The 21617-nt window shown below is 46.2% G+C and carries 14 protein-coding genes and 1 tRNA gene; 10 read left to right on the top strand and 5 right to left on the bottom strand.

The window, feature by feature from the left end; translation table 11 throughout:
• The first annotated feature begins 3 nt into the window (after positions 1 to 3).
• From Cabys_RS01275 to Cabys_RS19970, 5 genes are all read left to right on the top strand, one after another.
• A complete protein-coding gene (locus Cabys_RS01275; RefSeq protein WP_006928247.1) occupies positions 4 to 2019 on the top strand; it encodes a hypothetical protein in 2016 nt (671 codons plus the stop codon).
• Between the two features lie 23 nt (positions 2020 to 2042).
• Positions 2043 to 3035, top strand: a complete 993-nt coding sequence (locus Cabys_RS01270; protein WP_006928245.1) for a PorV/PorQ family protein — start codon at positions 2043 to 2045, stop codon at positions 3033 to 3035.
• Between the two features lie 66 nt (positions 3036 to 3101).
• Entirely contained in the window at positions 3102 to 4292 is a 1191-nt protein-coding gene (locus tag Cabys_RS01265) for a M20/M25/M40 family metallo-hydrolase (protein WP_006928244.1), read from the top strand.
• Between the two features lie 128 nt (positions 4293 to 4420).
• Positions 4421 to 6082, top strand: coding sequence for an IS1634 family transposase (locus Cabys_RS01260; protein WP_083581041.1), 1662 nt, complete (start codon positions 4421 to 4423; stop codon positions 6080 to 6082).
• 52 nt (positions 6083 to 6134) lie between these two features.
• Positions 6135 to 6296, top strand: a complete 162-nt coding sequence (locus Cabys_RS19970; protein WP_169313636.1) for a hypothetical protein — start codon at positions 6135 to 6137, stop codon at positions 6294 to 6296.
• Between the two features lie 31 nt (positions 6297 to 6327).
• Here the strand turns inward: Cabys_RS19970 and Cabys_RS01255 are convergent, their stop codons facing one another.
• On the bottom strand, positions 6328 to 7074 hold the full coding sequence (locus Cabys_RS01255; RefSeq protein ID WP_006928243.1) for a UDP-2,3-diacylglucosamine diphosphatase: 747 nt from the start codon (positions 7072 to 7074) through the stop codon (positions 6328 to 6330).
• A 162-nt stretch (positions 7075 to 7236) separates the two neighbouring features.
• Between Cabys_RS01255 and Cabys_RS01250 the strand changes: the two genes are divergently transcribed.
• Positions 7237 to 7791 (top strand): DJ-1 family glyoxalase III, encoded by a 555-nt coding sequence (locus Cabys_RS01250; protein WP_006928242.1) that lies wholly within the window; start codon positions 7237 to 7239, stop codon positions 7789 to 7791.
• Positions 7792 to 7985: 194 nt separating this feature from the next.
• Here Cabys_RS01250 and Cabys_RS01245 read toward each other — a convergent pair whose 3' ends face one another.
• Positions 7986 to 9590, bottom strand: a complete 1605-nt coding sequence (locus Cabys_RS01245) for a phosphoenolpyruvate carboxykinase (protein WP_006928241.1) — start codon at positions 9588 to 9590, stop codon at positions 7986 to 7988.
• A gap of 300 nt (positions 9591 to 9890) precedes the next feature.
• Here Cabys_RS01245 and Cabys_RS01240 point away from each other — a divergent pair, with 300 nt between their 5' ends.
• Complete coding sequence (locus tag Cabys_RS01240; protein WP_006928240.1) at positions 9891 to 10487, top strand: peptidoglycan recognition protein family protein; 597 nt, start codon at positions 9891 to 9893, stop codon at positions 10485 to 10487.
• Between the two features lie 194 nt (positions 10488 to 10681).
• Here Cabys_RS01240 and Cabys_RS01235 read toward each other — a convergent pair whose 3' ends face one another.
• The 3 genes from Cabys_RS01235 to Cabys_RS01220 form a co-directional block, all read right to left on the bottom strand.
• A complete protein-coding gene (locus Cabys_RS01235) occupies positions 10682 to 13930 on the bottom strand; it encodes a S41 family peptidase (RefSeq protein ID WP_006928239.1) in 3249 nt (1082 codons plus the stop codon).
• A gap of 729 nt (positions 13931 to 14659) precedes the next feature.
• Positions 14660 to 14743 (bottom strand) — tRNA-Leu (locus Cabys_RS01225).
• A gap of 459 nt (positions 14744 to 15202) precedes the next feature.
• Complete coding sequence (locus tag Cabys_RS01220; RefSeq protein ID WP_006928238.1) at positions 15203 to 15730, bottom strand: ferritin family protein; 528 nt, start codon at positions 15728 to 15730, stop codon at positions 15203 to 15205.
• Between the two features lie 484 nt (positions 15731 to 16214).
• Here Cabys_RS01220 and nifJ point away from each other — a divergent pair, with 484 nt between their 5' ends.
• The 3 genes from nifJ (at position 16215) to Cabys_RS01205 (ending at position 21606) form a co-directional block, all read left to right on the top strand.
• Positions 16215 to 19793 (top strand): pyruvate:ferredoxin (flavodoxin) oxidoreductase, encoded by a 3579-nt coding sequence (gene nifJ / locus Cabys_RS01215; RefSeq protein ID WP_006928237.1) that lies wholly within the window; start codon positions 16215 to 16217, stop codon positions 19791 to 19793.
• Positions 19794 to 19873: 80 nt separating this feature from the next.
• The gene (locus Cabys_RS01210) at positions 19874 to 20866 is read left to right on the top strand and encodes a dihydroorotate dehydrogenase-like protein (protein WP_006928236.1); all 993 of its coding nucleotides are present in this window, start codon (positions 19874 to 19876) and stop codon (positions 20864 to 20866) included.
• A gap of 38 nt (positions 20867 to 20904) precedes the next feature.
• On the top strand, positions 20905 to 21606 hold the full coding sequence (locus tag Cabys_RS01205) for a glutamine amidotransferase (RefSeq protein ID WP_006928235.1): 702 nt from the start codon (positions 20905 to 20907) through the stop codon (positions 21604 to 21606).
• The last annotated feature ends 11 nt before the right edge of the window (positions 21607 to 21617 follow it).

Genomic DNA, 21617 nt, shown 5'->3' with positions numbered 1-21617 from the left:
TAAATGAAAAAGAAAAACATATTACTCATCTTCCTGGTTGCCGGATTCCTCCTGGCCTTTTTCATGCCCGGCCATGCGGCAGACACCAAAAAGAATCAGCAAAAAATAAACAAAATCGCTGATTTACAGGAAGACGGCCCAATTGTAGAGAATGATTTTAAATGGCATAAGATCGGTCGCCTGTGGACGCGCGTAACCAACTTTGGCAAGGCTGGCGACGACGCCTATCAAAACCGTTCTCCGTCCTGCGACTATCCGGGCGGTTCTGGAAATTCCTATCTATACCGGGGCTCCTTATGGATTGGCGCTAAAGTAGACGGCGTAGTTCACGTGACCATGCCCGAAGACCTGGAGTGGACGCCCATTGAGTACGTACATATTGATTCGCTTAATTCTCAAAAAGCCGATCAGGAAACCTGGACGAAATACTACGATGTAAAATCCCCGCTGGCGACCGGTCACTTTCCGCTGGGAATTGAAGTAACCGAACGCACCTACGCCTGGGGCGATGCTCTGCGCGGCGATTTTATTATTTACGAATTTACCATTAAAAATGTAGGCATTGACACAGACAATGACGGTTACCCGGATACGCCTCGCGATCTGGAAGAGTTCTATTTCACTTACCGGCTGGATGGCGACATCTCCAAAAAACCGGAATGGCCCACCGAATCTGTTTTTACCAACCAGGATGACCATGCGGGCGTCAACTCTTCATGGGGAATTCTGGATTTGTTCCCCGGCTGGCGCGAGGCGGCCGCGGGCTTTTTAACCGATGATAAGGCCGATAGCACGTTAATGTTCATGTGGGATGGCGATAACCCCACCGTTCCTGCTGACAACGGCGAAGAAGACGATACCGGCAATCCGGCCGTGGATGGAAAATTGCAATCGCCAGGATTTCTTGGTTTTAAAATATTAAAAACCTATCCGCCAGAATTTAAACCTTCGTCCTTTCATACCAACCATATCTACAACGATCCCAACACAGACCTGGAAGCTTACGAACGGATGATGAAGCCAAAAACGTTTGAAGCCGACGGCCCCTCCGGCGTGCTGGTTCATCCCCAAACCGGCAAACCTTTCCCCAATGACTATCGCGCCATCATTACCCTGGGGCCCTTAGACACCCTGGCTTACGGCGATTCGGTCGTTGTTACCGCCGCCATGGGTGTAGGTTCCGATCCTGACAGCGGTGGCGTTTACAGCCTGATGAAGCTGGTGCGTATCATGGAAATTGCCCAGTATATGGTGGATATCGATTATGATCCAAACCGCATTAAAGTGGCGCCACCGCCCGCCAATTTTGAGGTCAAAGAAAAATACGACGAAGCCGGACGCACCATAGGCTTGAGAATTCTGTGGGACAAAGCCTCGGAAGACTCTATCAATTATCCCGATTTTTACGGCTACCAAATTTACAAACGTATTAAAGGTCAGCGTGAGTTTGAAGAGTGGACGCAAATTGCGGAATACCTGAAAGACGGTAACTGGCCGCCGCCCACTTCGCCAGATAGCGACGATTTTTACGAATTAGTCGATACCGATCGTATTATTAACGGCTTTGAGTATGAATATCGCATCCAGACGCTTAGCAACAACCCGATTTTCGGTGTTATTACCAAAGAAGCTTCCACAAAGATTGTGCCGGGCAACAAAGTAGCCGATGATCTAAGCCGTGTTAAAGTGGTGCCCAATCCCTATATTGGCAGCGCCATCTGGAATAATCCGCAACCCAGCGAAGATTTTCCCTGGGAGCACCGCCTGCAGTTCATTAATTTGCCGGCCGACGCCACGGTCAAAATTTACACGCTGGATCTGGACTTTGTGGCCGAAGTTAAAGCCGGTCAAACCGCTCAAAAAATTGAAGGCGGCATTCCCGTAAGCGGCGCCCAAAGCGTTGCCGAATGGGACCTGGTAACGCGGAATTTTCAGGAGGCGGCGCCCGGGGTTTACATCTATGTGGTCGAATCGCCTTCTGCAGGTAAAAAGACGGGTAAATTTGTTATTATACGTTAAAATGAAATTAGAGGGTAAGATCCATGAAAATAAAATACCTTTTTGTCATATTGCTCATTATAGGAACCGTCTTTAGTTCTGTAAGGGCTAAAGAATTTGCGCCCGTGGGCACTGCTGCGGCTCAGTTTCTGGAGATCGCTCAGGACGCCCGCGGAACCGGTATGGGCCAGGCATATACGGCGCTTGTTTTTGACGCCAGCTCCGTTTTCTGGAATCCCGCTGGTATTGTTGGCGTAAATGGGAAAGGCATCTTTCTGGGATACAATCAATGGGTAGCAGACATCAACTTCGGAAGTTTCTCGTTCGCCTGGAATTTTGGCTCCGCCGGCGCCATTGCCATAAGCGGCGTGTATCTCTTTACGTCGGATATGGACGTAACCACCGTTATGCAGCCCGAAGGCACCGGAGAGACCTTCAGCCTGAACAACCACTCCTTCGGCCTGACTTATGCGCGCAAATTAACCGATAAGCTGGCCTTCGGCATAACCTTAAAATCAGTACGTGAATATTACTATTCCTACGGGTACACAACCTGGGCATTTGATGTGGGGACTGTTTATCATACGGGGTTCCGGGGCTTAAAAATTGGCATGTCAATTCAACACTTCGGGCCAGAGGTTCGCTATAATTCATCTTACATCGACTACAGTAACCCTCGCTCTTACGTGGATGGTAATCCGGTTCGCTTTGACAAATTTTCGCTGCCGGTTAACTTCCGCGTGGGCTTCGGAATGAATGTCTTTCAAGAAGAAAATCAGAAATTGTTGGTAGCCGGCGACATGGTGCACTCCAACAATAATCTCGAATTTTACAACCTGGGGCTAGAATATGCCTTCAAAAACAGATTCTTTTTGCGCGGCGGATACCGCATTAATCTGGACGAAGGCGGATTGACCCTGGGACTTGGCGTTAAATTTCCATGGCTTGACGGCAAAAACGGCGCCATCGACTATTCATTCGCCGACCGCGGAATATTCAACGGCATCCACCGCTTTTCCATTGGCTTTGACCTGTAATAGTCTAAACTTATTCCCGGAGCCGCTGTAAGGACTGGCGGCTCCTTTTCTAGATTGGAAAACATCATGAAATCTTTTTTGTTGATCTTTTGTGTTGCGCTCATCTTTTCTGCAACGCATGCGCAAACCATCTCTGTGGCTGACCTTTTGAACCAGGTGTCTAAAGATTCGCTAACCATCCATGTCAATCAACTTGCCGAGGCCGGCGGTTATTTCTCGCGTGTTAATTATACGCCAGGCAACCAATTTACCGTCCAGTATCTGGAAAAATATTTCCGATCGTTGCCAGGGATTGACTCGGTCGCTGTAGATACGTTTTATATTTACAGCGCCCAGTCCCCTTACAATTCCAAACCGGTCATGAATGTAATCGCCATTAAAGAAGGCGCCGTTTACCCTGATGAACTGGTGATTTGCGGCGGGCACTATGACGCCAGCGGTAGTCACGAAAACAACTGGAGCAGCGCCTGGCAAACCATCAAGGCGCAGGGCGCGGACGACAATGCCAGCGGGGTGGCGGCCATCATGGAGCTGGCGCGCATCCTGTCCGATCCACAAAATGATGTCGCCACCAAAAGAACCATCAAGTTCATCGCTTTTGGCGCAGAAGAATACCACCCGGCACATCAAGAGGTACACCATGCCGGCAGTTTGTGGGACGCTGATCGCACCCAAAAAGCAAATCAAAACCTGTACGGCGCCTTAATCCTGGATATGATCGGCTACAATCCCAACACCAATTATTGTGAAGTCATCTCAAACGACCAATCAATGTGGATGACTGACGCTATTTACGACAACCTGCAACAACATGTGCCCGCTTTAACCATGAACAATGTGCCCGTTGATGTTCCCTACAGCGATCATCAATCTTATCAGGACTTTGGTTACTCCGCCATTTTGCTCATGGAAAACGACCGCCCGTGGAATGATCACTATCCTTACTACATCTCAAACCCATACTATCATTCAACCGGCGACAAACCAGAGACCGTAAATTTTGATCAGGTAAAATTGGTAACGCAACTGTCTCTGGCCACGCTGCTGGGCTATGCAGGGATCGATACCGCCACTTCGATGGATGATCATAAAAATAAACTTTTAGCAGATGGTCTGGAATTAAAAACATTTCCGAATCCATTTAATGCCCGCTTAACCATTTCATTTAGAACGAATGGTCAACCGCTTACCATTGATATTTTTAATGCCCGGGGGCAATTAGTAGAACGGTTGGTCAATCCCCAGTTTGACAGTTAACGCCAAATTTTTCAAAGCCAAATCAAAAAAAACATATAATTAAGTTTCTCTGTTTCAATTTCTTTGTAGTCTATGCAGGCGTGCTTTTTTTATTTGCTATCAAATCGTTTTATTATTATATTCATTCTATGTTTGTTAAGGTAAGTCGATCCAAAAGAAATAACAAAGTCCATGAGACTTTACAAATCGCTGAGTCCTACAGAGACTCAAATGGAAAAGTACGCCATCGAATCTTGCTGCATTTAGGCCCTACCGACAAATTCATCAAAAAAGACGTAGACACGCTTATCAACGGACTTTTAAGGGCTAAGGGGTTAACTTTACAGGACTTAGATAGCAATATTGATAATGTCAAGGCCTTCGGTCAAATCTGGGCGCTTGTCCATTTATGGAAAGAGCTTAAAATGAGCCAGATTATTGCCAGGCAAAAGGAAAAAAGCGGAATAAAGTTTGATCTTGAAGCTCATTTAAAAAGTCTGATATTTAACCGCCTGGATGATCCTTCTTCCAAACTAAAACTACTCACCTGGTTAGAAACCGTTTATATTCCGGGTATCAACAAAGACGACATTCGTTATGAGTATCTTTTAAGAGCGATGGATTTTCTAATAGCTCATAAGGAAAAGATTGAAACCCAACTTGCTAATCGTTTACTAGATCTGTTTAATCAGGATCTAAAGGTTTGTTTTTATGATTTAACATCAAGCTACTTTGAAGCCGAAAACTCATTGGTAGAAGGCGATATTCGTCAGTTTGGTTATAGTCGTGACCACCGCGGAGATAGAGAACAGATCGTAATTGGCGTGGTGATGACCGGAGATGGTATTCCTATAGCCCATTACGTCTTCCCTGGCAATAAGGCTGATCGCTCTACCTTGCAAGAGATGCTCAATGATATTCGCAGGCGATTTAAGGTAAAAGATATCCAGCTGGTGGCAGACAAAGGTTTATTAAGCAATGACAATCTCTGGCATTTAATCCAACAAGGTTATGAGTTTATTCTTGGAGAGAGTGTTCGTCAGAGCAAGGATGTCAAATCGGTTATAAAAGAAGCCAATGCGCATAAAGAGGCGACTGGTGAGACGATCTATGAGCGCCTAACGGAGCGTGAAATCAAGTCAAAAGATGGTAAAAAGGAAAAGATAAAACTTCGTTATGTGGCCAGTTACAATGCCGCCACGGCATTAAAGCGCTATAAAAATCGCATCAATCGTATTAATGAATTTTTAGAGCTGTCAGAAGAGATTAAGAAAAAGGAAATAAACACAGAAGATAAATATCATCAAATAAAGAGTGTATTATCAAGAAAACGTTTAAGTCGTTTCTTTAATGTTGAATTAACAGAAGATACGATAGAGATTCATAAGCAAGATGAGGTATTATCAGAAGAAGAAAAGAGCGACGGTTGGTTTATAGTGATAAGCAATGCTCATGACCTGAGTAAATCAGAACTCATAGCGCGCTATAAAGATTTAAAATATGTGGAGCATGGTTTTTACGAATTAAAGCATAGTTTGAATTTACGTCCCAATTTTCATTGGACAGAGAAGCGTATCAGGGCTCATGTGATGGTGTGTTTTCTTGCATTCCAGATGGCGGTATTGTTTGAGAAGCGTTTGAGTGGCATAAAATTAAGTTGGCAGCGTGCTATGGAGAGCCTGCGTCGAGTCGTGGTTGTAGAATGGGAAAATGAAGGGAGACGTCGTAAAGGATTATCCAGAGTGCATGGCGAACAATTGGAAATATTTCAGGAGATAGGCAGCAGCAAGCCAACGCTTTTATCTTTGTAGTGACAACTTAACGAAAATGAAATTAAACTAACTTAATAATAATAAAGGAATTATGTTCCATACAACTGTCAAACTCAAGGTCAATCATCGTTTGTTTGCCGCAGGTAGGCATTACGTGCAATGGCAGGCAAACAACCTGGCCAGCGGTCTTTATCTCGTTCAAATACAAAGCGCTCATATTACGGTGAGTCAGAAGGTTATTCTTATAAAATAGTGGTTATGTGAACAAGGCGAAGCATCGCTTTTTATTTTGGAGCGCGTTGGGATTGATTTGTAAAAAATTTTAATTTTAGATCATTGCCATCAAATACAGCGTAACTGTAATTGACAATCCAGTCGCCAAGGTTCACGTATTTTTTCCCCTGAGCTTCGTGAACCAGTGGGTTATGACGGTGCCCCATTACCACGTAATCAAAGCCTTCGGCAAACTTTTGTTCGGCAAAGCGAACGTAAGCATCTTCGGAACGCTTTTTCAGGTTGACTTTATTGTATTTGCGACTGGTGCCCGAAACCAGCTTTGCCAGCCGAATGCCCAGATCCGGATGAATGAGTCGAAACAGTTTTTGATTAAAAGCGCTGCGTAAAATACGTTTTAAAATTCGATATCCTTTGTCATCCGGGTCAACGCCATCGCCATGGAAGATAAAAAACCGTTTACTCTTCAGTTCGACCACGGCTTCGTCCGCATGCGTCTTTACATCCAGATAACGATCAAAAAACGTGCCCAGAAAAAAATCGTGATTGCCGGCCAGATAATGAACTTCGATTCCCTTTTCCCGCATTTTTTGTAAATAAAATAAAACAGGAAAATATTGCTTTGGAATAACCGTTTTGTATTCAAACCAGAAATCAAAAAAATCGCCAACCACAAACAGATGGGTGGCGTCCTTTAAAATCTGGGCAAAAAGACCGTTGACCCGTTCCCGTTGTAGCTCAGGATTTTCAATCTCCCTGGCGCCCAGATGCAAATCAGAAATAAAGTACGCTTTCATTAACCGTTAATTTTTCTTTTTTTTAACCACATTAAGCGTAAAAATAAAGAATATTGATCATATAAGCAAAATCGGTTGTCCGTCGTCTTTGCATTTTGTCGTAAAAATTTTTAAAATGGGAGGCCTGATCTAAAATTTTGAACCAATCAAAGGAGAGATAAAATGTCCAAAGCGCTGGTCGTTTTAGCCCCAGGATTTGAAGAAATTGAAGCCATTACCATCATAGACCTTTTGCGTCGCGCCGACATTCAGGTGACGGTTGCCGGCTTGCAGCCCAACGCCATTACCGGCTCGCACCATATTACAGTGGTGCCCGATACGGACATCCAGCATGTTAAACACGAAACGTTTGACATGCTAATCCTGCCCGGCGGTCAGCCCGGCACCAACAATTTAAAATCCAGCGAAACTCTTTTAGGATGGATTAAAGAGCGTTTTATCCAGGGGAAAAAGTTAGCGGCCATTTGCGCGGCGCCCACCGTTTTTCATGCCGCCGGCATTACTAAAAACCTGAAAATAACCAGTTATCCTTCCGAAAAAAAGGTTTTTACCGACAGCCAGTATCTGGAAGAAGCGGTGGTTAAAGACGGAGCGATCATTACCAGCCGCGGGGTGGGTACGGCCATCCCTTTTGCCCTGCGTTTGATTGAAGAATTAAAAGACCGGCAAACGGCGCAGCAGGTGGCAGAGCGCATTTTGTTTGAAGGTCGTTGGTGATTTTAACGATACGAGCCACATTATCTACAGGGCGCTTTGAGCGTCCTGTGCTTGAGCCAGAAAACGTAGATAAAAACAGGCGCTCCTTTTGGTAGCCCGGCATCCGAAAAGCTGTTTATTCCGATTAAAAACAAAACGCCCTTCAAAGGCACGGCGCCTTCAAAGGGCGTTTTAAACACTTTAGATAATATTCATCATGCTTCCGGCGCAGATTTTAACACCTCTTCGGAAACATAATCTTTGTACTGTTCAAAATTTTCTTTAAAGCGCCGCGCCAGATCGCGAGCCTGTTTATCGTAAGCTTCTTTGTCTTTCCAGGTATTTTTCGGAATCAAAACCTCCGAAGGCACACCAGGACACTCGGTTGGCACCTGCACTTTAAAGATCGGATCCTGAACATATTGCACATTGTCCAGCTTACCCTGCAGAGCGGCGTTTAACATGGCGCGCGTGTATTTAATTTCCATTCTTTTGCCAACGCCATAAGGCCCGCCCGTCCAGCCGGTGTTCACCAGCCAGCAGTTTACATTGTGCTTCTGGATTTTTTCGCCAAGCAATTTGGCGTAAACCGATGGATGCTGCGGCATAAAAGGCGCGCCGAAGCATGTGCTAAAGGTGGCTTGCGGCTCGGTGATTCCGCGTTCCGTACCGGCGACCTTAGCCGTATAACCGGAAAGAAAATGGTACATGGCCTGTTCCGGGGTTAATTTTGAAATAGGCGGCAGCACGCCAAAGGCATCAGCCGTTAAAAAGACGATGTTTTTGGGATGACCGCCTTTGCCGTCTGCAACGATGTTTTCAAGATGCGTAATGGGGTAGGAAGCGCGCGTGTTTTCGGTAAAGGTATCGTCATCTAAATCCGGGCGACGCCAGAACGAATCGATGGCCACATTTTCCAGAATAGTGCCGAATTTGCGCGTGGTAGCCCAGATTTCCGGTTCTGCTTCCTTGGAAAGTCGGATCACTTTAGCGTAGCATCCGCCCTCAAAATTGAACACACCATCATCGCTCCAGCCGTGTTCATCATCGCCAATCAGCGCCCGTTCCGGATCTGCCGAAAGAGTCGTTTTGCCCGTGCCCGAAAGTCCAAAAAACAAGGCCACATCGCCTTCTTTTCCTACATTGGCGCTGCAGTGCATGGAAAGCACATTCTGCTTCGGCAGCAGAAAATTCATCAGCGTAAAAGCCGATTTCTTGATTTCGCCGGCATAACTCGTTCCACCGATCAAAATTAATTTCTCTTTAAAGTTTACCAGAATAAACGCTTCGGAGTTGGTGCCGTCTAATTCCGGTACCGCATGAAATTTAGGCAAGTCGATAATTGTGTATTCCGGCTTGTGATTTCTCATCTCTTCTTCGTCTGTAATACGAATGAACATATTGCGGGCAAACAGCGAATGCCAGGCATATTCCGTAATAACGCGAATGGGAACCCGATATTTGGGGTCTGCCCCCACATAACAATCCTGAATAAAAATATCGTTGCCCTGCAAATAGGCCTGAATTCTGTGCCAGATCAAATTGAATTTTTCTTCGCTAAACGGCCGGTTTACTTTGCCCCACCATATTTCGTGTTCCGAAGTAGGCTCTTTGACGATGAATTTATCGTTGGGCGATCGACCGGTAAACGCGCCCGTGCGAACCACAACAGGGCCTAAATGGCTCAACAACCCCTCGCGCCGACGAATGATCTGTTCGTACAAAGCCGGGGTTACAAGATTCCAATAAATGTTGTTGACATTTTTTATGCCCAGATAACTTAAATCAGGTACCTGACCGGCAGGATGAACAATTGACATAAAACCTCCAGATATTTAGTTCATTTTTCAATATTGGTATCGACATTTTAAAAAAAAACTTACGTTAATTATGCTTGTAAGTCGTTTTAATTTGAACATTTCTTGCTTCATTTGCAATATTTTTTTATCCTTTTGTTATGCAAGCAAAATGGATGTTAAAGAATTAAAATACTATTTTGATTCTTTTAAGAAATGTGTAAAATATCGACCGGTCTTTGCAACCAGTTCTGTTTGAGATAAGTTAATTTTCAGGTGTTTTTTACATGTTTATTACCTTAACAAAAAGCAAGGAAAGCAACCATGCCTAACCGCAAGCGTTCCATGATTACTCTTTCCACCGTAATTTTAGTGGCCGCTCTGCTTACTCTTTCGTGCCAGAGCTCTTTTAAAATCGTTTCCGCTCATGACTGGGGCGCAACGCCTCCGCCCTTTACCCTGCCGCAGCACCACATCCAGCATATCACCATTCATCACGGCGGGGTTGAATTTACCAAAGACAAAGACCCCGTGGCCTACATCAAACACCTGCAGGATTGGAGTCGAAAAGAAAAAGGCTGGATGGATATTCCGTACCACTTTTTAATCGACCTTGACGGCAACATTTATGAAGGGCGAGATATTCGCTACCCGGGCGACACCAACACCAATTACGATCCTACCGGCCATGCCCTAATTTGTGTGTTGGGAAATTTCGAAACGCAAAACCCCACCCAAAAACAATTACGATCCCTTGCATGGCTGTGCGCCCGATTGAGCAAACAATACCGTGTGCCTTTAAAAAACATCAAGAGTCACAAAGATTACACCGAAACGCTTTGTCCCGGTAAAAATTTGTACAAACACCTGCAGGATGGCTCTTTGCTGAACATGATTCAAGAATTTCAGGGAAAACGTTAGCCGAAAAAGCAAAGAACATTAAATTTTTGGCCACGGGTTAATCCGACAGGCGCAAATTTTCTTTTTTTGTCAATCACCTGTTAGCAGCCCATGATCGCTCCGGAGAATTTTTAATATTCGTAAAAGACCTGCAAGAATCTAACCGTTTTTAATTAAAACAGGCGGGCGAAAATCGCCCGCCTGAATCGATGGAACTATTTCCAGGCCGGTTTGCTTTTATCCGGATATTTAGGTCTGGGAAATTCCCTTACGGGTTTTTCTTTGATCATTTTCAACAACACGTCGATGGTTTTGTCTAACTGCGCATCCTTACCGGCCAGCACGTCTTTCGGCCAGTTGACCACCGGAATGGTCGGATCAACGCCATGACCTTCGATGATCCACTCGCCTTTGGCGTTATACTCGCCAAACTGCGGCGGTGTGGTTACGCCGCCATCCACCAGCTTTTGATGGGGTTCAATGCCCACGGCGCCGCCCCAGGTGCGCTGCCCGATGATCGGCCGATCTTTGTAGCGGTACTTCCAGGCTTCGGAAAACAATTCGCCGTCCGAACCGGTGTCGCGATTAATGATCAAAGCCATGTGTCCGCCGAAGGTTCGCTCTGGAACCGGCGTCGGCTTGCCCTCGCGAGGTTGTACGTAGCTGTTAATGGTACGCTCCAGCCGATCGTGTATCATTTTGCTGGTAAAGCCGCCGCCGTTGTAACGGGCGTCGATTATGATCGCCTTTTTGTAATATTGCGGATAAAAACGTTTGGCAAATTGAATCAGCCCATCTTCCATCATGTTTGGCAGGTGTACATAGCCGATCTGGCCTTTGCTCTTTGCCTCAACATAGGCTGCATTCTTTTGCACCCATTCGTCGTAGCGCAACTGATATTCCGAGTTTAACGTTTTCACCAGATAGGTTTTGGCCCCTTCTACGGTGGGAGAATTATTGTAAAGGATTTCTACCACCTTGCCCGCTTTGTTTTGTAAATACTGGTACAAATTGGCGTTCTTTTTTAGCTTAAGGCCATCGATGCCCAGGATGTAATCGCCCACTTTGATCGGGCAACCTGGCTGTTCAAACGGTGAACTTAGCGCCTCGGACGAGTTGTCGCCGTGAACAATGCGCGCAATTTTCGGGAAACCGTTTTCCATAACAAAATCCGCGCCCAGCAGCCCGCAGCGCACCGATTTGCCGTGCTCCAGGTCGCCGCCGTAAACATAGGTGTGGCCGGCGTTCAGCTCGGCAATCATCTCCCCGATCAAATAGTTCAAATCGCCGCGCGTTCCGCAAAGGGGAACGAACTTTTCGTAGCTTTCCCGTACCTTTTGCCAGTTCAGACCATGCATGTTTTTATCGTAAAACCAATCTCGCTGAATGCGCCAGGCCTCGGCAAAAATTTGTTTAAATTCGTCCAGTTTATCGATTATCAGAGTCACATCTTTGAAATTCAGGGCGCCGTCGCCCACTTTCGCCTTGCCAAGATCGACCACGCCAAAACGCGTCCCTGCGCGATAGATCAAACGTTTTTTATCGGCCGAAAGATGGTACTGGCCGATGCCTTCCATCAAGGTTTCGTCTTTTTGATCTTTCAACGAAAAACGATGCAGCTCTAAATTGGTGGCGCGATTTTCGTCATCCACAAATTGATATTTCAGAAATTCGTTTTCGGTCTTTTTTAGATAAAGCAATCCGTCGTCAATCGCCTCCAGGCGGAACAGATTGCCGGCTTTGACAGGCGCAGGAATGATTCGCGCCGCAAAATCTTCTGTCGTAATAACAACATTATCCGCTCTGGATTCTGATTCATCGGCATCTTCATCATCCCAATCATTCTTTGGCGCAAACGGAGAAGGATCGCCTTTCTTCAATATTAAGATGTAAGGACGGGTCATGTTCAGGAAAATATGGTTTTGATCCACAAAGCCCATAATTGGCTTAAATGTCCGATTTGAAAGAAAGTACAGATATTTACCATCCGGGCTGAAAGATGGGCTCCAGTCTTTGGTAAAGGAATCGGTCACCCGAAAGCGTTCGCCGGTTTCCACGTTGTACAAAAAGATGGAGGGATAGAGCGATTGCTCCAGCTTGGAATAAGCGATCCAGCGACTGTCCGGCGACCAGTTGTAGGTCTGAATGCCCCAGTCGTACCAGGCGTCGTCGTACTCGCCCTGATCCACCACGGTTATTTTGCCCGTGGCCACATCCACCAGGTTTAAGCGCATAAACTTGTCGTGAAAAATGATATATTTGCTGTTGGGCGACCATTTGGGATTGGTTCGAAAGGCAAATCCGTTTTTGGTGATCTGCTTCCATTTTCCGCCGGTGGGGCGGACCAGGTACAGCTCTTCTTCGCCCGTCTTATCCGAAAAAAAGGCGATCCACTGACCGTCCGGCGACCAGATGGCGTTCTTTTCGCGGCTGTCCGAAGAGTTGGGCGTCAGGTGGTAGGTTACGCCCTCGTCGGTCGGCATGTTTACAATCTCGCCGCGAATATTCAAAAGCGCCCGCTTTCCTTTGGGCGAAAGGGCAAAGGTGTACACATAATTTTCAGGCTTTTCCAGCAAAAATTCCCGAACCAGCGTCCGATCCGACGGCATTTCAATGGGAACCGGTTTAATCTGACGCGTATTCAAGTCTAACAGATACAACGACTCCGCGTACTGAAAGATAATGTGATCCGGGCCCAGCGACGGATATTTTACGTCATAGTCATTATAATGGGTGAGCTGCGTAAACTGTTTTGTCTTAAAATCGTAATGATACAGGTTCATGGTGCCGTCGATGCTGTCTGATGTAAAGTAAAGGCCGCTTTCATGCCACATCGGAAAGTTATCCGTGCCGCGGAATCGGGTAATCGGCCTGTAATCGCCTCTGGCCATGGTTCCCACCCAGATGTCCTGAGCCATGCCTCCTTCGTACCGTTTCCAGTTGCGGAATTCACGGGAGATGCGGTTATAGGCCAGCTTTTTCCCGTCCGGAGAGAGCGCCGCCAGACCGGCCCGATCTACATTGACTTTTTCCGGCATCCCGCCGTCAATGGAGATTTTGTACAATTTATCAGCGCGATAGGGCCATTCTCGCCGCGAACGAAACAAAATGTGCTTGCCGTCTGGATACCAGTCGATGACCAGATCCGATGCGGGATGGAAGGTTAAGCGTCTGGGCTCCGAACCGTCGCGATTCATGACGTACACATCGTTGCCGCCGTCGTAATTGGCCGTGAAAGCGATTTTAGAGCCGTCCGGTGAAAATTTAGCAAAAATCTCTCTTCCATCGCTGCGCGTGATGCGTTTGGCCTTTCCGCCGGTAATCGGCGCCAGCCACAGATCATTCTCATAGGTAAATACGATGTAATCATGTGACACATCTGCAAAACGCATCAAATGCGATTCTGCCTGTAAAAGACCTGCGCCAAAAAATAGCATTAGTAAAATCACAACACCTTTACGCATGCCTGCTCCTTTCTTTTTAGGATGATTATTTTTCAAGAGAAAATACAAAATAATTCGTTTCAACAAAATGACCTTTTACATTTTCCCTGTTAAAATTTCAGCAATTTTAGGATACTTCCTCTGGAAGATCTATCCCGCCCGGGCGGGATTTGAAAATTTTTGTGCTGTTTTAAAAACTCATCCCCCAACCCCTTTTCTTTAAAAAAGAGAAGGGGCGTAAATTGCGCCGATTCGCTTAGTTTTGGTCTTAAATGTTGAAATACAGTTCTATTTTTTCTTTTCGACCCTGGCGTTCCCTTTTCAGCTGACGCTGGTCAGATAGGTTTGCGTGAAAAAATCTTTGTGCGCTGTGTGACTTCTTTTCGCTCTTGGTGGTTCGTTTTTGGTTGTGGCTTCGCTGCCTTGGGAGTTTAGGGAAGAGAAGGCCAATCGCTCCCTGAGCGAAGTCGATGAAAGTTCCTTCACAATCAACGGTTGCTTCGGCTACGCTCAGCAACCGTACTCCCCCACCGAAGAAAAACCGCTCCCTGAGCGGAGTCGAAGGGAGCGTTGCCGAAGGGAGCGCAGTCGAAGGCTTGCTGTATTATTCGCTGCCTCTCCCAGACTTTTATTCTGATAGGGGAATCGAGGAGGCGAGCGCGAAAAAGAATTGTTCTTTAAAAATCGTCAACAGGTTACATACTGATTGCTGCAAATAAAAAAAGCCTCGCAAAAAGCGAGGCTTTGGTGTGCGAAAGGGGGGATTTGAACCCCCACGGGCTTGCGCCCACTAGACCCTGAACCTAGCGCGTCTGCCAGTTCCGCCACTTTCGCATTGCAGGTTGCAAATTTATAAAAATAAATGCCGGAATGCAATTCCTTGTTCCAAAAAACTGAATGTCCCCCAAATTTTTTAAGATTACAATATTTTTTCTAAAATCATTTTTACAACTCACCCCCTAATTACATAATTACTAGCACGTTAGGTATGCTCTTATCCTCCTCTCTTTGCAAAAAGACTCACAGAGCAAGGACGGGGATTAAGGGGGTGAGTTTTTCATACATTCAGCTATTTTATTCCCTTAAATATCAATCGATTATAAGATCTTTGTTTGAAATTTTGGGGGACATTCAACCTGTTCCAAAAAAATGGCAGTCCGTTTCAAATCTGCTCCGCACCAATTTAAAAACATGATTTTTGAAAGCTTCTCTTCGCGCCTTCTAATAACCAACTAAACCCTGTGTTTCGGCTCAGCGCCATTCGTTTAACTTTAGTCAGGCGCACGAGTTGTTTTATAATCGAGAATCTCCCATGCCAAAAAAGAGAGAAGGGTCTTCCAGAAACTGCAGTGCTTTTTGCAGTACTTCGTAATGTGCGTCTTCTTCTTTAGCCAATAGTTCATAAAAGTTTTTAATCTTTTCGTCCTTTGCCTTTTGGGCGGCTTCTTTGTAAAAAAAGCGCGTGGTGTTTTCCAGATCCATGGCCATTTCGATGATTTCCTGATCGTCCACCCCTTTTTCGCCTAACTCTTCCACAGCGCCTTCCAGCTGGTCTTTTAAGCGGTTGAAGATCATTTCAAAGGTAGTTGGCTCTCGCTCGCTAAATTTAACCTGATCAACGCTGTTGTTGGTCACCGCTTCGTACAATTGTTTAAATCGGGCAACGTGATTTTTTTCGTCATTGGCCAGGCGCTCCAGCATTCTTTTGCCAACAGAATTTTTGATTTTTTGAGCCGATTCATTGTAAAATTTGAAGCCTTCTTCTTCCAGCTGAATGGATTTTTTCAGAATTTCTTCCAGGGTTTTAGGGAATTCAGACATGGTTATTCTCCTTTAAATAGATGATTCTATCATTTAAGTTACGGATTAAAACAATCCTTTTCAACCAGATGCTGTCAATTCAATAAAAGATCCATCTGCAATCCGTCAGAAAACCAGCGGCAAATTTTTTTTCGGAGCGCATAAAAATTGACAATTTCGAAAAGAGAAAAACGGAACTCAGGTGCCCGTTTTATTGCGAATAAATTTTCCTTTTAATTTTGCAGCGTAAAATGTAACGTTAGATGGATTTTCTTAAAAATAAGAAGACAAGAATAATTATACTTTGAATGTAAGAATTTTGTATATTAAAACGTTTAATGTTGTACGGGTATTAGGAGGGCGCAATTTATTAAAAACAAATTAATTAAACCTTTTTTTTAGTTGTTGGCATATTTTTTGTATTTTTTGGAAAGCTTAATTAAATTTAAAGTGAAAAAATTCATGTTTGCTTAAATACAATTTCTGATAAAGGAAGGAGTTTTTTATGAGTAAACGAAAGATGGTGACGATAGATGGCAATCAGGCCGCCGCTTATGTGGCGCACAAGACAAACGAGGTTATTGCCATCTATCCCATTACCCCTTCTTCTCCGATGGGTGAATGGTCGGATGAGTGGTCTGCTCGCGGACAAAAGAATATCTGGGGCACCGTACCTCGCGTAACGGAGATGCAGAGTGAAGGAGGCGCATCGGGCGCCGTTCACGGAGCGTTGCAGAGCGGCGCGTTGACCACGACCTTTACGGCTTCGCAGGGCCTGCTTTTAATGATTCCCAATATGTACAAGATTGCAGGTGAATTAACCTCCACGGTTTTTCATGTTTCGGCCCGCTCCCTGGCGGCACAGGCGCTGTCGATTTTTGGCGACCACAGCGATGTGATGGCCGTGCGGCAAACGGGTTTTGCCCTGATGCCTTCGGGCAATGTGCAGGAGGTGATGGATTTTGCTCTCATCGCACAGGCTGCCACGCTGGAATCACGCGTTCCATTTTTACACTTTTTTGATGGTTTTCGCACTTCTCACGAAGTTTCCAAAGTCGAAGAGATTGACGAGGAAACCATTCGTCAAATGATTAACGACGAGCTGGTCAGAGCGCATCGGCAACGCGCTTTGAGTCCAGATAAACCGGTTATTCGCGGTACCGCACAAAACCCGGATGTTTACTTTCAGGGACGTGAAACGGTCAATCCGTTTTATCTAAAAGTTCCGGAAATCGTTCAAAAGGCGATGGATAAGTTTGCCAAATTGACCGGTCGTCAATACCGCCTTTTTGATTACGTGGGGCATCCGGAAGCGGAGCGTGTTATTATTTTGATGGGCTCCGGGGCGGAAGCGGCTCATGAAACCGCCGAGTTCCTGGCCAGCCAGGGCGAAAAGGTAGGCGTTATTAAAGTACGGCTCTACCGTCCGTTTTCCATCAAACATCTGATTGAAGCGCTGCCGGCAACGGTTAAAGCCATTGCCGTTCTGGATCGCACCAAAGAGCCTGGCTCCGCGGGCGAACCCATGTATTTAGACGTGGTCAACGCTATGGTTGAAGCGCAGTCCGAAGGCGCATTGCCCTTTGCCTTTCCGAAAATCACCGGCGGACGCTACGGCCTTTCTTCCAAAGAATTTACGCCGGCCATGGTTAAAGCCGTTTTTGATGAATTGAAAAAAGACAAACCCAAAAACCATTTTACCATTGGCATCATCGACGACGTTACGCATACCAGCCTGGAATGGGATCGTAATTTTTCCATAGAGCCGGATGACGTGTTTCGCGGCATGTTTTATGGTCTGGGTTCGGATGGTACGGTGGGCGCCAACAAGAACTCGATTAAAATTATTGGCGAAGGAACCGAGAACTACGCTCAGGGCTATTTTGTTTACGATTCCAAAAAGTCGGGCGCCATTACCATCTCGCATCTGCGCTTTGGCAAAAAACCGATCCGCTCTACCTACCTGATAAACAGAGCCAATTTCATAGCCGTTCATCAGTTTGTATTCTTAGAGCAGTTCAACGTGCTGGAAAATGCGGTGGAAGGCGCGACCTTTTTAATCAACACGCCCTATCCCAAAGAAGAGGTTTGGGATAAATTACCGCGCGTGATTCAGGAAGAGATTATTAAAAAGAAGCTTAAAGTTTACGTGATCGACGCCTACGAGGTGGCCAAAAAGACCGGAATGGGCGGGCGCATCAATACCATTATGCAAACCTGCTTCTTTGCTATTTCCGGCGTTTTGCCCAGAGATGAGGCCATCGCCAAGATTAAAGACACCATTCAAAAAACCTATGGCAAAAAAGGCGACCAGATTGTTCAGATGAACTTTAACGCCGTGGATCAATCGCTGGCGCATCTCCATGAACTGGAAATCCCGGAAAAGGTTACCAGCACCATCGAACTGAAACCGCCGGTACCGGAAAACGCGCCGGACTTTGTAAAAGATGTTACCGCAACTATTATCTCAATGAAAGGCGACGAACTGCCGGTTAGCAAGATGCCGGTTGACGGTACGTTCCCAACGGGCACAACCAAGTGGGAAAAACGGAATATCGCCCTTGAAGTTCCGGTATGGGATTCTGAAATCTGTATTCAGTGTAACAAATGCGTGGAAATTTGTCCGCATGCTGCAATTCGAGCCAAGGTTTACGATGGAGAAATTTTAAAAGACGCCCCCGCTAACTTTAAAGCCACCAAAGCTCGCGGCAAAGAGTGGCCGGAAGGTTACATGTACACCCTGCAGGTGGCCGTGGAAGACTGTACCGGTTGCGAATTGTGCGTTGAGTTCTGCCCGGTTAAGGACAAACGTGAAGCCGGACGCAAAGCCATTAACATGCATCCGCAAATCCCGCTGCGTGAGCAGGAACGCGCAAACTGGGATTTCTTCCTTAATATTCCGGAATTCGACCGTACCAAGTTGCGCGTTAACACCGTAAAAGATTCACAATTCCTGGAGCCTTTGTTCGAATTTTCCGGCGCATGTCCGGGTTGCGGCGAAACGCCTTACATTAAACTGGCAACCCAGTTGTTCGGCGATCGCATGTTAATTGCCAACGCCACCGGCTGTTCTTCCATTTACGGCGGCAACCTGCCAACCACGCCTTACACCTTTAACAAGGAAGGTCGCGGTCCGGCCTGGTCCAATTCGCTGTTCGAAGACAACGCCGAATTCGGTCTGGGATTCCGCCTGGCAATCGACAAACACAATGAACAGGCTAAAGAGCTGGTGGAAAAACTGAAAGACAAAATCGGCGCCGAACTGGCTGAGGCCATCCTTTCGGCCACGCAGAGAGATGAATCCGAAATTTTTGAACAGCGTCAACGCGTGGAAGACATGAAGAAAAAGCTACAGGCCTTTAAAGACGATGCGGACGTTCAAAACCTGTTAAGTCTGGCGGACTATCTGGTTAAAAAGAGCGTGTGGATTATCGGCGGCGACGGCTGGGCTTATGACATTGGCTACGGCGGTCTGGATCATGTGATGGCTTCCGGCCGAAACGTGAATATTCTGGTGCTGGATACGGAAGTTTACTCCAACACGGGCGGTCAAATGTCTAAAGCAACGCCGTTAGGCGCTGTTGCCAAGTTTGCGGCCAGCGGAAAACCGAACGCTAAAAAAGACCTGGCGCTAAAAGCATTGACTTACGGAAATGTTTATGTGGCGCGTGTGGCCATGGGCGCCAACGATACGCAAACCTTAAAGGCCTTTCTGGAAGCCGAGCACTATGACGGACCTTCCATCATCATTGCTTACAGCCATTGTATTGCGCATGGCTACAACTTAAAGTACGGCGCAAAACAGCAAAAACTGGCTGTGGAAACGGGCAACTGGCCGTTGTTCCGCTACAATCCGGAACTGGTTCAGGAAGGAAAAAATCCATTGATTCTGGATTCCAAAGCGCCTACTAAGGATATTGCGGAATTTATGAACAATGAAACGCGTTTCAAGATGGTGCAAAAGATGAATCCGACTCTGGCGCAAAAATATCTGAAAGAGGCTCAGGAGATTGTTAAACGTAACTGGAAGTTCTATGAGCATCTTTCTAAGTTGAGCTATTCGACCAATGGAGAAAACGAATAATCCAGTTAAACAAAGAGGCCGCTCCTGCTCACAATGCGGGAGCGGTTCTTTTATTAACAAAAAAAATAGGGAATGAAATTATGGATTTAAAAACAAAATACCTCGGACTGGAATTGAAAAACCCGGTTGTGCCTTCCGCGTCTCCTCTGTCTGCCAATGTGGACACCGTTAAAAAAATGGAAGATAGCGGCGCGGCGGCAGTGGTCATGTACTCTTTGTTCGAAGAGCAGATCGTTCACGAGCAAAAAGAGCTGGATACCTTTCTGGCTCAGGGAAGCGAATCATTTGCCGAGGCCTTGAGCTACTTTCCAGAGCCCGATGAATTCCACAATGTACATGCCGAAGAATATCTTGAACAGATTCGTAAATTAAAAGAAGCGGTCGATATTCCGATCATTGGCAGCCTGAACGGCGTTTCGGCCGGCGGCTGGATGGATTACGCCAAAAAGATCGAAGAGGCTGGCGCCGATGCACTTGAGCTCAACATCTATTACATTCCGACCGATCCGAACATGACCTCCGAACAGGTTGAGCAAATGTACATCGACGATGTGAAAAAAGTCAAAGAAACGGTTAATATCCCGGTCGCCGTAAAGGTAGGCCCCTTCTTTACCGCTTTTGCCAACATGGCTAAACGTCTTACTGATGCCGGCGCCGATGGCCTGGTAATCTTCAATCGTTTCTATCAGCCGGATATCGATATAGAAGCTCTGGATGTGGTTCATGACCTGGAGTTCAGCACTTCTTACGAGTTGCGTTTGCCTTTACGCTGGCTGGCCATCCTCTATGGTCAGGTTAATGCCAGTCTGGCGGCAACGACCGGTATTCATACCGCTAACGACGTATTGAAGGCCGTAATGGCTGGCGCCGATGTCACCATGATGGCTTCTGTATTGTTCCAGAAGGGCATCAAGCATATCGCGCGTGTGCTGGGCGATATTAAATACTGGATGGAAGCGCACGAATACGAATCCATCGAGCAGATGAAAGGCAGCATGAGTGTCAAGTCTCTGGCTGAACCCGCAGCTTACATGCGCGCCAACTACATGAAAACACTGCAAAGTATTATCTAACATCTTAAAGCCCGGTTTTGCCGGGCTTTTTCATTCTTATGAACAAAATACTTATTCTGAAAACAGGCAGCACCTTTCCGGAATTGAAAAGGCAAAAGGGCGATTTTGAAGATTGGATCATGGCCCGCTCGAGTTTGCCGCAAAGCCTGTTCCAAATTTGCAATCTTGAAGAAAAAGTCCTGCATAAAGTCGATTTACAAACAATCAAAGCCGCGCTGATTACCGGTTCACATGCCATGGTGACCGAACGTCCGGTCTGGTTAAAAAAGGCCATTTCGTTGATAAAGGAAATACGAGCAAGGTGCATCCCGCTGATGGGCATTTGTTTTGGGCATCAATTGATCGCCGCCGCTTTTGGCGGAAAGGTGGCCGATAATCCCCGCGGCGCTGAGTACGGCGCAGCAGAAATTCGGCTCTCTGCTAAGGCCAGAACGGATCGTTTGTTTTCCGAACTGCCCCACCACTTTAACGCTTTTATGTCGCATCGGCAAACGGTAATGCAATTGCCTCCGGGAGCCGTTCGGCTGGCCCAGAGCCCGGATGATCACCATGCCGCCTTTTTCTTGCCGCCCAATATCTGGGGCGTGCAGTTCCATCCCGAGTTTGACGAACCCATCATGCGTTTCTATTTAACGCGACATTTTAAAGTACCACCCGGGCGTCTAAATCTTTATCTAAAAGATACTGCAAGGGCGTCTTCGATTATTCACCTTTTTTTAAGCGCTTCGCTTAATCCATAGATCTTCGTAAC

The sequence above is a fragment of the Caldithrix abyssi DSM 13497 genome (genome assembly GCF_001886815.1).
GTDB classification, from domain to species: Bacteria; Calditrichota; Calditrichia; order Calditrichales; family Calditrichaceae; genus Caldithrix; species Caldithrix abyssi.
The sequence above is the reverse complement of the archived record's forward strand: the minus strand, read 5'-3'. Positions and strand labels throughout refer to the sequence as shown.